8 protein-coding genes are annotated in these 12159 nt (G+C 41.4%); 6 read left to right on the top strand and 2 right to left on the bottom strand.

Going from position 1 to position 12159, the window contains the following annotated elements; all coding sequences use genetic code 11:
• Positions 1-186 precede the first annotated feature (186 nt).
• The 3 genes from GNE10_RS23590 to GNE10_RS23580 all read left to right on the top strand — a co-directional run bounded on the left by GNE10_RS23590 (position 187) and on the right by GNE10_RS23580 (position 5586).
• On the top strand, positions 187-1917 hold the full coding sequence (locus tag GNE10_RS23590; protein ID WP_185567242.1) for a ShlB/FhaC/HecB family hemolysin secretion/activation protein: 1731 nt from the start codon (positions 187-189) through the stop codon (positions 1915-1917).
• 125 nt (positions 1918-2042) lie between these two features.
• On the top strand, positions 2043-4751 hold the full coding sequence (locus GNE10_RS23585; RefSeq protein WP_185567241.1) for a CHAT domain-containing protein: 2709 nt from the start codon (positions 2043-2045) through the stop codon (positions 4749-4751).
• 226 nt (positions 4752-4977) lie between these two features.
• Complete coding sequence (locus tag GNE10_RS23580) at positions 4978-5586, top strand: hypothetical protein (protein ID WP_185567240.1); 609 nt, start codon at positions 4978-4980, stop codon at positions 5584-5586.
• 81 nt (positions 5587-5667) lie between these two features.
• On the opposite strand, the gene GNE10_RS23575 is transcribed toward GNE10_RS23580, so the two are convergent.
• Both GNE10_RS23575 and GNE10_RS23570 read right to left on the bottom strand, forming a co-directional pair.
• On the bottom strand, positions 5668-6693 hold the full coding sequence (locus tag GNE10_RS23575; protein ID WP_185567239.1) for an ABC transporter permease: 1026 nt from the start codon (positions 6691-6693) through the stop codon (positions 5668-5670).
• 372 nt (positions 6694-7065) lie between these two features.
• Positions 7066-8715, bottom strand: a complete 1650-nt coding sequence (locus GNE10_RS23570; RefSeq protein ID WP_185567238.1) for an ABC transporter substrate-binding protein — start codon at positions 8713-8715, stop codon at positions 7066-7068.
• A gap of 623 nt (positions 8716-9338) precedes the next feature.
• On the opposite strand from GNE10_RS23570, the gene GNE10_RS23565 reads away from it, so the two are divergent.
• The 3 genes from GNE10_RS23565 to GNE10_RS23555 all read left to right on the top strand — a co-directional run bounded on the left by GNE10_RS23565 (position 9339) and on the right by GNE10_RS23555 (position 11929).
• Positions 9339-9665: a hypothetical protein gene (locus tag GNE10_RS23565; protein WP_099070812.1), complete on the top strand. Its 327-nt coding sequence runs from the start codon at positions 9339-9341 to the stop codon at positions 9663-9665.
• A gap of 514 nt (positions 9666-10179) precedes the next feature.
• Positions 10180-11709, top strand: a complete 1530-nt coding sequence (psbB, locus tag GNE10_RS23560; protein ID WP_099070787.1) for a photosystem II chlorophyll-binding protein CP47 — start codon at positions 10180-10182, stop codon at positions 11707-11709.
• Positions 11710-11824: 115 nt separating this feature from the next.
• A complete protein-coding gene (locus GNE10_RS23555; RefSeq protein WP_096537819.1) occupies positions 11825-11929 on the top strand; it encodes a photosystem II reaction center protein T in 105 nt (34 codons plus the stop codon).
• The last annotated feature ends 230 nt before the right edge of the window (positions 11930-12159 follow it).

Below are 12159 nucleotides of genomic sequence, written 5' to 3'. Positions count from 1 at the left end.
GATAGGGGAGACAAGGGAGACAAGGGAGACAAGGAGAATAAATCCTGCTTTTCCAGTCAACACTCAACAGTCAACGGTCAACGGTCACCAGTCAACAGTCACCAGTCAACAGTCACCAGTCAACGGTCACCAGTCAACAGTCAACACTTTAATACCCAATGCCCAATGACTAATCCAAAATCCAAAATGGTATTAAGTATTTGGCGATGGAGATGTTTTTTATCTCGTTGTGTTGCCTTTATAGTGCTGGTGTGTGATACGAATCCTGCTGGCGCTCAGCCGATTAATCCTGTGACGCCGAAGCCGCCGGAACAACTGCCTACGAATCTGCTACCACCAACAAATATACCCATTGAGATAACCCCGACGGTACCGCCAACTCCAGAGGAAGCTGGAGATATTCCAGGCAGTATTGTTGTGCAAAAGTTTGAGTTTGTTGGTAATACGGCCTTCAATCAAGAAGAATTAAACTCAGCGATCGCTAATTTTACAGGTCAACCAATTACTTTTGCTCAACTCCTGAAAGCTGCTAATCAAATCACCGATTTGTATGTGCGAAAGGGCTATATTACCTCTGGTGCTTACATTCCCAGTCAAGAATTTCGTTCGGGTATCATCAAAATTCAGGTGGTGGAAGGCAGTTTAGAGGATATCCAAGTCAATGTCATTAAAGGACGCTTGAATTCAGATTATGTCCGCAGTCGCATTGCCATTGCTACTACTAAACCGCTGAATATCAACCGCCTCAAAGAAGCTTTACAACTGCTGCAACTCAATCCTTTAATTGAAAGTTTAGACGCTGAACTCACCGCTGGCACTAGACCGGGTGTGAATTCTCTAGCGGTAATTGTTAAGGGAGCGAGAACTTTTAAAACGGAACTCAGTATTAATAATAACCGCAATCCCAGCATTGGTAGTTTTGAGCGCGGTATTGCTTTATCTGAAGGCAATCTGTTGGGAATTGGCGATCGCTTGAATTTTGCCTACAAAAATACTGATGGTAGCAATAGCTTTGAAGGTGGTTATACTTTGCCAGTGAATCCCCGGAATGGGAGCATTGGCTTCAATTATCGAATTACTGACAACAAAATTATTGAACCTCCTTTTAATGATTTGGATATCGGGGTGGATTCTCGTGAGTTTGAATTATCTTTTCGTCAGCCAATTCTACAAAGAGCCACTCCAGAAGTCAGCCAAGAACTAACGCTGAGTTTTACTGCGGCTAGGCGGGAAAGTAATTCTTCGATTCAAGGAGTGGATTTTCCTCTGTTTGCTGGGGCCGATCCTCAAGGAAAAACCCGGATATCTGAATTGAGTTTTGCCCAAGAATGGCTACACCGGACTCGTCAAGAAGTCCTGGCGGCTCGTTCGGAGTTTAATTTGGGGATTGGAGCTTTTGACGCTAGTGTTAGCGATACCGAACCAGATAGCCGATATTTCCTGTGGCGGGGACAAATGATTTATTTGCGCCTTTTGGGTCAACCAAAACCACAAACAACGGCTCCGACTTTGTTGTTGCGTTCTAATATCCAATTGGCCAGTGGCTCTCTGCTTTCCATAGAACAGTTTAGTGTGGGCGGTCAAGGAACAGTACGCGGTTATCGTCAAGATGTTTTACTCAGCGATAATGGGATTTTTGCTTCCGCAGAATTACGATTACCCATCGCCCGTTTCCCACAACTGCAAGGGACTTTACAAATTGCACCATTTATTGATTTTGGTACTGTGTGGAATACAGGTAGAGAAAATTCCGACCCAAACACTTTATTAGGCTCAGGATTTGGACTACTGTGGCAAATGGGAGATAGATTCACAGCCCGCCTAGATTGGGGTATTCCTTTAATAAATATTGATAATAGCAAGCGCACATGGCAAGAAAATGGGCTGTATTTTCAAATGGAGTATAAAGCGTTTTGAAGTTGTTGATTGATGATTGATGACGGTTGACTGTTGACTGGGGAGTTAAGAAACTAACTCAAAATTTAAAATCAAAAATTTTTGCAGCAAATCAAAATTAAGTGCATCTTCAAGAAAAAATTAGTATGACAAAAATCATTTATAAAAATTACCGTCGTCTATTAATATTTATTTTTTCAGCATTATTGGGGCTGTTATCTAGTTTGAGTGTGCCGGTTTGGTCAAATTTTTCTAGTTTACATGCTAATGCTAGTAGTCCTCTAGAATTAGCAAGACAAGGAGAACAAAGATACAATGCTGGAGAATTAGAAGCAGCTGCAAAATTATGGGAAGCGGCGGCTGAGGCTTATAAAAAAATTGGCGATGGCGATGGGATGACTAAGAGTTTAATCAATAAATCCCAGGCTTTACAAGATTTAGGATTGTATCCCAAAGCTTGCAATACTTTACTGCAAGCTTTTGCAATTCCAAACCCCAACTGTAGCCAAACTCAAATCGAGGAACTCCAAAAAACTCTTAATCAAAAGGGTGGTTCTTTGACTTTAACTCAAGCCATTGGCTTGCACAGCCTTGGTGATGTCCTACGCAAACAAGGGTTATTAGAAAATTCCGAAGAAATTTTGCACTTAAGTCTGTCTTCAGTTGGTGACTCGACTGCAAAAAGCGCTGTGCTACTAAGTTTAGGTAACACCGAACGAATCTTAGGCAATCAAATCCGCGATCGCTGGGACTATGATGTAGTGACGGACATTATCGATCGCAAATCTGTCATCGATGCTATATCACCCTACAATCAAGCTGTCAATTACTATATTGCAGCCACAAAGGTAGCATCAGCGCCACCAATACCAAAAGTTCAAGCACAACTCAATCATTTCCAGCTATTACTGGAGATGAAAACATGGTGGAGAGAACAAACACAACGCCGCATTGCTTCTTGGACGAGATTTTCTGAATCTAAATTAATTCAACGAGCAAAAGATTTTCTCTCTGTGTTGGAGTCGCAATTGAGCCAAGATGCTCAAGCATTGCAAAATCAAATTTCACCTAATTTGACTGCTTTATCTCCCAGTCGTGCTGCTATTTATGCCCAGATTAACTTTGCTAATTCTTTGATGCAAAGCCAACAAATAAATTTAGTTGAACCTTTGTTAGCAAATGCACTCCAACAGTCACGGACTCTAGAAGATAAACGAACCGAAACTTATACTCTAGGATATTTGGGTAAATTTTACGACAAACAAGGACAGTTAAATCGAGCAACCAAACTCACACAGCAAGCCCTGATGATAGCCCAAGAACAAGATATCAGTGGCGATGCTAGGGAAATTACTTATCTTTGGCAATCTCAGTTGGGAAGTTTACTACGAAAACAGGGAGATACAAAAGGAGCGATCGCGGCTTACACCGCCGCCTTTAATATTTTACAATCTCTACGCAGCGATTTAAATGCCAACAATCAAGATGTGCAATTTGACTTTCTTCAAGAAGTCAAACCCGTGTATTTAGAATTAGCAGATTTATTGTTGAAATCAAATTTAGATGATAACGAATTAAATTCTTTAGTAATATCGAATTTTACCATTAATCGCGAAAAATCGGAAACAAAAAATTCTCAAAACCGCCTAGAATTAGCCCGCCAGGTAATAGAATCTCTGCAATTAGCAGAACTAGATAACTTTTTTCAAGACCCCTGTTCCGAAACAACAAATGTAGCGTTACAAATTGATAATATTGATACCAATGCAGCTGTCATCTATCCGATTGTTTTCCCAGAACGCTTAGAAGTGATTCTTTCGATGCCGGGAAAACCTTTACAGCAAGTCGTAGTTGCCATTAGCGAACAACAAGTTAATGAAACTCTAGACCGGCTTTACGATAATTTAGACAACTTAAGTATCAATAACTCTGCCCGTAATATTCTTTCTACTTCTAATCCAAATCCCCAAGAATTAAAGGATAATCTTCAGAAACTTTTACCTATTTTTGGCGAAGTTTATAATTGGCTGATTCAACCTTTTGAGACAGAACTAGATGCCAAGCAAGTCAAAAGTTTAGTATTTGTACTCAATGGCAGATTGCAGAGAGTTCCCATAGCTGCACTCTACGATGGAGAAAAATACCTCATTGAAAAATATAATGTTGCCCTGGTTCCCAGCCTACAATTATTAGCTCCTCAAAAATTGGAAAAGAAACAACTAAAGGTTTTAGCTGCTGGAGTTAGCGAGCAAATTAACGTACAAGGAGAATTTTTTGCGGCATTAGTTAATGTTCCCCAGGAATTAGATCGAATCAAACAAACTTTTCCCGCCTCTGAAAAACTGCTCAATCAAGAGTTTACTGTCAAAACCATTCAAAAAGAGTTGAAATCAAATTTTCCTGTTATCCATTTAGCAACTCATGGATTATTTAGTTCTAATCCCCAAAAGAATTTTATTATTACAGGAGATGGTAAAAGTATTAGCATTAATGAGTTGAGTGCTTTACTCAAAGAACCAGGTACAACCATAGAATTATTAGTACTAAGTGCCTGTGAAACTGCGACTGGCGACGAACGGGCTGTTTTGGGTTTAGCAGGAGTGGCTGTGCGTTCGGGGGCACGCAGTACCCTTGCCACTCTCTGGCCTGTAGGGGATGCTTCCACCGCCCAATTTATGGGTGAATTTTACCAAGACTTGAAAAAGCCACAAGCCAAACAAGCAGATGCCCTGAGGAAAGCTCAACTATCGCTGTTAGAATCTTTAAAACTCAATCCTCCTTTTGAAGAGTTGCAGAACTTACCACCTCATCCTTATTATTGGGCACCTTATGTTTTAGTAGGAAATTGGCAATAATGGTTTTTGGCTGTTCTCAATCAAGCTTTTTTAGAAAAATTAAATGTGTATTTTCCAACGATAAACTATAGCGATTTTTAATTGAGTGAGGTACAAACCGATGTTTTTAAACGCAAAGGGACGCAGAGTCAAGCGCAGAGGTACACAGAGATTTGCATTAATAAAATTGTGTACTAAGTAAGGAACTCAGTAGGTTAAGAAATACTATGAATGGAGTAGTAGTTTTATGGCTTACAGCGAGTTTAGTTTGGCTAAAGCAAAACAGGAGTTTAGTTTAAACATCATAGAAAAACGGGATATTTTCGCTGTTGTTCCTGAATTAGTAGCGAGTAATTTACTTGTAGAAACACTCAATTATAACCTGGCGATCGCTTTAGGTAGTAATAGTGAAAAAGCTCGTTCTGAATTCGTTATTGCTCCAATTTTAGTTGATTTACGGAGACAATTGCAGGAACAAATTAGTTTATTTTCTGGAGTTGATTTTACTGTTGATAATACCAAAGGATTAAATGGAACTTGCGATTTTATTATTACAAAATCTCCAGAAATTCTCATTTTGACAGCGCCAGTAATTACAGTTGTAGAAGCTAAAAAAGAAAATATTAATGCTGGTTTGGGTCAGTGTGCTGCGGAAATGGTAGCGGCCCAAATTTTTAACCAGCAAGCTGCAACTGAGATTAAAACAATTTACGGCGCAGTCACAACGGGTAGTATTTGGCAATTCTTGAAACTAGAAGAACAAACATTGACCATTGATTTAAGTGAATATTATCTCAAAGATGTGAATAAAATTCTTGGTATTTTAGCCAGCGCTATTTGTCCAGAAAATTCATAAAAAAGAATTCAGAATTCAGGAGTCACAATTCAGAATATAGGAATCTGATTTCAGGTGTCAAAGCGGATTGCTATATTTGAGTTAATAACGAATTCGAGGGTCTACATAGGCGTTTAAAATATCAATTAATATGCTGGCGCTAACAACGATCGCTCCAAAAAATACCAATACTCCTTGGACTGTGGGATAATCGCGATCGCTAATGGCTTGATATAGTCGATTAGCTAACCCAGGCCAAGAAAATGTTACCTCTGTCAAAATCGCTCCACCCAACAAAGATGCAAAGGTTAATCCCAGCACTGTAATTACTGGAATTAAGGCGTTTTTGAGCGCGTGGGAGACTAAAATCTTATTTTCGGCAATTCCTCTGGCTCTAGCTGCTTCTACATAATCTGCCTGTAGAGTTTGCTTTAAATTCACTCTCACAATTCGCTCAAAAATCCCACTCAGCAAAAGCCCCAAAGTCAGACTTGGTAAAGCAAGATGATGCAAAGATGTGAAAAACTGAGTGAAGTTTCCAGCTAGTAGGCTATCAATTGTATACAATCCTGTGATAGCTGTAGGGGCGGGAAGGTTGGGGGGAAAACGGTTAGAGTTGGGAAACCAACCGAGTTGTACTGAAAAAATTAATTGGAAAATCATTCCCGCCCAAAACATGGGGAGTGCGTAGGTGACAATACCAAATAACCGCCCACTCAAATCAAAAGATGTTCCAGGGCGGGAAGCCGAAAGAGTACCGACTAAAATTCCCACAATAAGCGCAACCGCCATACTGCATACAGCTAACTCCACCGTCGCGGGGAAATATTGGGAAATGATATTCCAAACATTTTCTCCCCGACTCAACAAAGAAGTTCCTAAATCAAAGCGCAACAAATTTCCCAAATAATTTAGATACTGTAACCACAAAGGCAAATTTAAACCGAGTTGTTTTCGTAATTCTTCCTTAGCTGCTTCTGGCGCGCGTCCACCGAGAATTGCATCTGCCGGATCTCCTGGTGTTGCTCTAAGTAAGAGAAATACAATAGTAATGATAGTTAATAACTGGAGTGGCGCTAACAGTAACCGGGAAACAATGTAATATTGTAAAGCTTTAGAACGAGACATAAATTTTAGTTAAAAGTTAGGAGTTAAGAGTTAGGAGTTGATGGTTGGGAGTTAGGAGTTGATGGTTGGGAGTTAGGAGTTAGGAGTTGATGGTTGGGAGTTAGGAGTTAGGAGTTGATGGTTAGGAGTTAGGAGTTAGGAGTTACTAGTTAGGATTAATGAAAGTTTAATTGATTTACAAATTGTAAACTAATACTTTAATTGTTCTACTTAGTGAAGTTGGAAATTTTTATTTTGCTACAAATCACATTAATTATATTGTGCATTTTGCTAACAACCTAATTTAAAATTTCCAACTCCCAACTCCTAATTCCTAATTCCTAACTCCTAATTCCTAACTCCTAACTCCTAATTCCCAACTCCTAACTCCATTTACTTTTTAATTGTCTGGTAAACCAAAATTTGGGTGGGATTAAGTTGTACGTTACTAACACCATTTCTAGCAAATACATAATCTTTGTTTTGCCATAGGGGAACGTAAGGTACGTCTGTAATTACTTGATTTTGAATTTCGGTAAAAATTTTCTGCCGTGTTTGTGGGTTTTGTTCTTTACGTTGTTCGTTGATTAATTTATTAACAGTTTCGTTATAGTAAAACGAACCCTGAGTTTGACTGCCTCCTTCTTGACATCCTTTGGCTGCTGAACCTTTTTCACAGTATAAAAATGGCTGGACGTAATTATCTGGATCTAAAAAGTCTGGATACCAATCAAGTAAAGCTACTGGATATAATCCTCTGGAAATGTCTTTAAAGAAAGCAGGGCCTTCTGCAACGGCGACTTCAAATTGTAAAATTCCATCCATTTTGGCATCGACTAAAGATTTAAGTGTCTGTGCTGCCAAACTACGGGTAGGGGAACTCGAAGGATACCAAATTTGAACTTTTGCCGGATTTTGTTTAGAAAAACCAGCAGTAGTTAATAATTGTTTGGCTTGCTCGAAATTAGCATCGCCATATTTATCTTTAAATAATGGTACAGATACATTAAATGTGGTGGGAATCATGCTATAAAGCGGATTTGCTTGACCGAGTAAGACTCGTTCGTTGATTAGTGGACGGTCTACTATTGAAGCGATGGCTTGTCTAACTTCTGCTTTATCTAAGGGCTGTTGATTCCGGTTCAACACCATATAACTGACTACGCTACCTTGAGCGGCGATCGCTTGCCAATCCCCTTTTTTACCACCTTCTTCTAAACTGCGAGTTTGGTCTGGTTGTAGCGATAAATAAGCTACATCCACTGCACCTGTACGGAAGGCATTAAACAAGTTAACTGGACTAGTCTGAATTTGGACGTTAACACCGTTGTTGGCTGGTTTTTCACCCCAATATTTATCAAACACGTCAAATCGCAGTGAATCGGTGCCATACTGAGCTAATTTGTAAGGGCCAGTCCCCACAAAAATATTCGGCTTGAATTTACCAGCACCAACTTCATAAGCTTTCGGCGAAACTGCACACACCCCAGGAAATGCTAGTAATGCGGGAAAGGCTGCAAAGGGCTTTTTCAGCTGAATGCTTAATTCATATTCTCCTGTGGCTTTTACCGAATCTACTATATCCCCTAATAAGAAAGAGGGTTTTCCTTTATTTTCGATGAACCGTTGGATGGTAAACGCCATTGCTTGGGCGTTGAAGGGAGTCCCATCGTGAAAAACTACTCCCTGGCGTAGAGGAATGGTGTAAGTTAAGCCATCTTGACTGACTTTTGGTAATGCTGTGGCCAGTTGGGGTTTAATTTCTGTGCTTCCTGGTTCGTAATTATAAAGGCGATCGCTCATATTAAACACCAAACCCAGGGCTGCTAACTCATAAGCATCAGCTGGGTCAAGGGTTCTCGGCTTGGCTGTTGTACCTATAGTAATGCGACCGTCACCCGTGGGACTATTTACAGAACCCGATGGCGGCGTAGTTGACTGTGGACGAGTGCAACTCACAACTAAAAATAAACATACACAAAACAAAGATAGAAATTGTATAATCCGACTCCAGCGTTTCACGGACAAGGAAAACCATGTCATAGCAATAAAATTTTAGATATCAGCGGTCAGACATCTTACTACATTTATGGCTATTGTGCCTTAATTTTTACAAACATTTTTGACGATGATTGTAGCTAAGTATATACGTACAAATAAATTTATATACCAATCCTAATCGGTGTTGACTTTTGACTGTCAACAGTTAACAGTCAACAGTCAACAACCCTAACACCTAATATTTCACAAATTATTTGGGGTCGCTATATGTTGGTTTATTTGCAGTGTTCGTGCAGTGTCTTTAAAAAGAGAACACCGTGATTATTCCTCAATGCTTTGTAAACACAAATGCTCATCGCTAATGACAAAGGATAATCACTTAAATGAGGAAAAGTTTTTATTTAATTAAGATTTTAAACATTGACTAAATTTGTCGTAAATTCATAGTTACTAGGGAAGTAGGTTTGTTAAGCTCTGACAGTAACCCCAGTAGCGTAGATTAAAACTTAGCCTGTTGCTACTTGGTTACAGAAATCCTGGAGCAGTTTTTTAATAGAGAACGGCTGCATGGTTTTCCTGACAAATCTAGTGTTTATACATCAGGGAAAAAAGCGATCGCGATATCACCAAAAGCAGATTTCAAGTCTAATAGCGAGACTAAGACCGTGAAGTATTTCTTTCTATCTGAGGGATGGACAGTTGCTAGAGTCTGGGCATCCGATGGACTCTGGCAAATCACCGCATGGCGACGCCAACCGGATATTCAGCGAATGAATATTTGTTTAGTGGAACAAAACGAATTGCTATGGCTTTATCGAGTTGAAGAAGCCATTTTAACCGTAGAAGTCAAGCCAACAACTCCCGTAGCTACCAGTCAGACCATCGGTCAAGTAGTACTCAAGCGTTTAATGACTGCCGAACAAGTAATCGAACGCTTGGCTAGCGCCCAGACACAGTGTCACCTGCAAAATATCCAGTTGGTGGTTCAGTAGGGGAAGAGGACGCGGGGACACGGGGACACGGGGACGCGGAGACACGAGGAAAGATGACAAAGGAGAAAATGGTAAATTTCTCACAAAAACTTTTCCCCTGTGGCGTCCCCGCGTCTCCCACTCTCCGCGTCCCCGCGTCTCTTCTCGATGCCCTATTCCATTAAGAAAAGATAAGTAAATTTAATCTCCAACAGGATTGGTAGCGAAAAAACTTGGACATGCTACGCGATCGCATTAATTTACACGCTTGCAAACAGTTCCATCAATAGTTACACTTTTTAAAATATTCTCATTTTTGCTTGGCGATAGCTACCCTATGGGGGAAATCCCAAGGGAGCAAGTAAGCATTGCCAAAGCTCCACACTGTCTGATTTTATAAGACTAGGTTGTGGTCAAGCTCTGGCTCTGGCAATAACAAAAAACGAAAGAGTTTTCTAAGTGGCGGTTTTCGTTTCTTAGAATCTCAGTAAGAAAATTGCTTTGTAAACTAACTCATCGAGGAGGAGCGTAGTCGATGGGACTACCCTGGTACCGAGTACATACAGTCGTTCTGAACGATCCAGGACGGCTGATTTCTGTACACCTGATGCATACAGCCTTAGTAGCCGGCTGGGCTGGTTCGATGGCACTGTACGAACTGGCTGTCTATGACCCAAGCGATCCGGTTCTTAACCCGATGTGGCGTCAAGGAATGTTCGTGCTGCCCTTCTTAGCACGTTTGGGCGTTACCCAATCTTGGGGTGGTTGGAGTGTTACCAGCGCTTCAACAGGCGATCCTGGCTTTTGGTCATTTGAAGGCGTTGCTGCGGCTCACATCGTTCTTTCCGGTTTGTTATTCCTAGCCGCCGTTTGGCACTGGGTTTACTGGGATTTGGAACTCTTTAGAGATCCCCGCACAGGTGAACCCGCTTTAGACTTGCCAAAAATGTTTGGTATTCACCTGTTCTTATCTGGTCTACTTTGCTTTGGCTTTGGTGCTTTCCACCTCACCGGACTATTTGGGCCGGGGATGTGGGTTTCTGATGCCTATGGTTTAACTGGTAGTATCCAGCCAGTAGCACCAGAATGGGGGCCAGATGGTTTTAACCCATATAACCCAGGCGGTATCGTCGCTCACCACATAGCTGCTGGTGTTGTTGGTATTATTGCAGGCTTATTCCACCTCACAGTCCGACCCCCCGAAAGACTTTACAAAGCTCTACGGATGGGGAACATTGAAACAGTACTTTCTAGCAGTATCGCAGCAGTATTCTTTGCTGCTTTCGTGGTAGCAGGTACGATGTGGTACGGTAACGCTACCACCCCCATTGAACTGTTTGGCCCTACCCGTTACCAATGGGATCAAGGCTACTTCCGTCAAGAAATTCAGCGTCGCGTCCAAAATAGCGTTGGTCAAGGTGCAACCCTTGAACAAGCTTGGTCAGCGATTCCAGAAAAACTAGCTTTCTACGATTATGTCGGTAATAGCCCCGCTAAAGGCGGTCTATTCCGTACAGGGCCAATGGTTAAGGGCGATGGTATTGCTCAATCTTGGCAAGGTCATGCTGTATTCAAAGATTCTGAAGGACGTGAGTTGACAGTACGTCGTCTCCCCAACTTCTTTGAAACCTTCCCAGTGGTCTTGACCGATGCTGATGGAGTTATCCGTGCTGACATCCCCTTCCGTCGGGCAGAATCCAAGTATAGCTTCGAGCAATCTGGTGTCACCGTTAGTTTCTACGGTGGTGACCTCAATGGTCAGACCTTTACAGACCCAGCCGACGTGAAGAAATATGCTCGTAAGGCTCAAGGCGGCGAAATCTTTGAATTTGACCGGGAAACCTTGAATTCTGACGGCGTATTCCGCACCAGTCCTAGAGGTTGGTTTACCTTTGGACATGCTGTGTTTGCTCTGTTATTCTTCTTCGGTCACCTGTGGCATGGCGCTCGTACAATCTACAGAGACGTATTTGCCGGTGTTGAAGCGGATCTAGAAGAACAAGTAGAATGGGGTCTATTCCAGAAAGTGGGTGACAAGACAACCCGCCGGAAAGAAGCCCTCTAAGCGACTGGGGAATGGGGACTGGGGACTAGGAAAGCCAACAGCTAATCCCTAATACCCAGTCCCCAATACCAATCCCTAATCCTCATTACTAGCTGGATAGGCAGGAATTCATAAAATGGAAAGCGTTGCATACATCTTAATTTTTACCTTGTGCATAGGTGTTCTCTTTTTTGCGATCGCATTTCGCGAACCCCCCCGGTTTGAGAAAAAAGAGAAGTAAGTCGCTATTACCACAACTTTAAGCGCATTCAAAGTCAATATCCGTTACTACCATATTCAGTAGTAACGGATATTGTTTTGGTCATTGGGCATTGGGCATTGGGCAATCAACAAGTAGACCTAAACTTGAAAATAAAACTGTTGGTAGTGGCTATGGTAATAAAAGGGATACATCTTTAGTTGAGAAAGGGAAAATACCAAACCTTTCCCCCTTTCCCCTTCCCCTTTTCC

The sequence above is a fragment of the Nostoc sp. 2RC genome (assembly GCF_014222165.1).
GTDB classification, from domain to species: domain Bacteria; phylum Cyanobacteriota; class Cyanobacteriia; order Cyanobacteriales; family Nostocaceae; genus Nostoc; species Nostoc linckia.
This window is presented reverse-complemented; position numbering and strand designations above follow the sequence as displayed.

Bases quoted from the DNA above. Each gene is read 5' to 3' on its own strand.
- GNE10_RS23590 (WP_185567242.1), top strand. From the start codon at position 187: ATGGTATTAAGTATTTGGCGATGGAGATGTTTTTTATCTCGTTGTGTT.
- GNE10_RS23585 (WP_185567241.1), top strand. From the start codon at position 2,043: ATGACAAAAATCATTTATAAAAATTACCGTCGTCTATTAATATTTATT.
- GNE10_RS23580 (WP_185567240.1), top strand. From the start codon at position 4,978: ATGGCTTACAGCGAGTTTAGTTTGGCTAAAGCAAAACAGGAGTTTAGT.
- GNE10_RS23575 (WP_185567239.1), bottom strand. From the start codon at position 6,693: ATGTCTCGTTCTAAAGCTTTACAATATTACATTGTTTCCCGGTTACTG.
- GNE10_RS23570 (WP_185567238.1), bottom strand. From the start codon at position 8,715: ATGACATGGTTTTCCTTGTCCGTGAAACGCTGGAGTCGGATTATACAA.
- psbB (WP_099070787.1), top strand. From the start codon at position 10,180: ATGGGACTACCCTGGTACCGAGTACATACAGTCGTTCTGAACGATCCA.
- GNE10_RS23555 (WP_096537819.1), top strand. From the start codon at position 11,825: ATGGAAAGCGTTGCATACATCTTAATTTTTACCTTGTGCATAGGTGTT.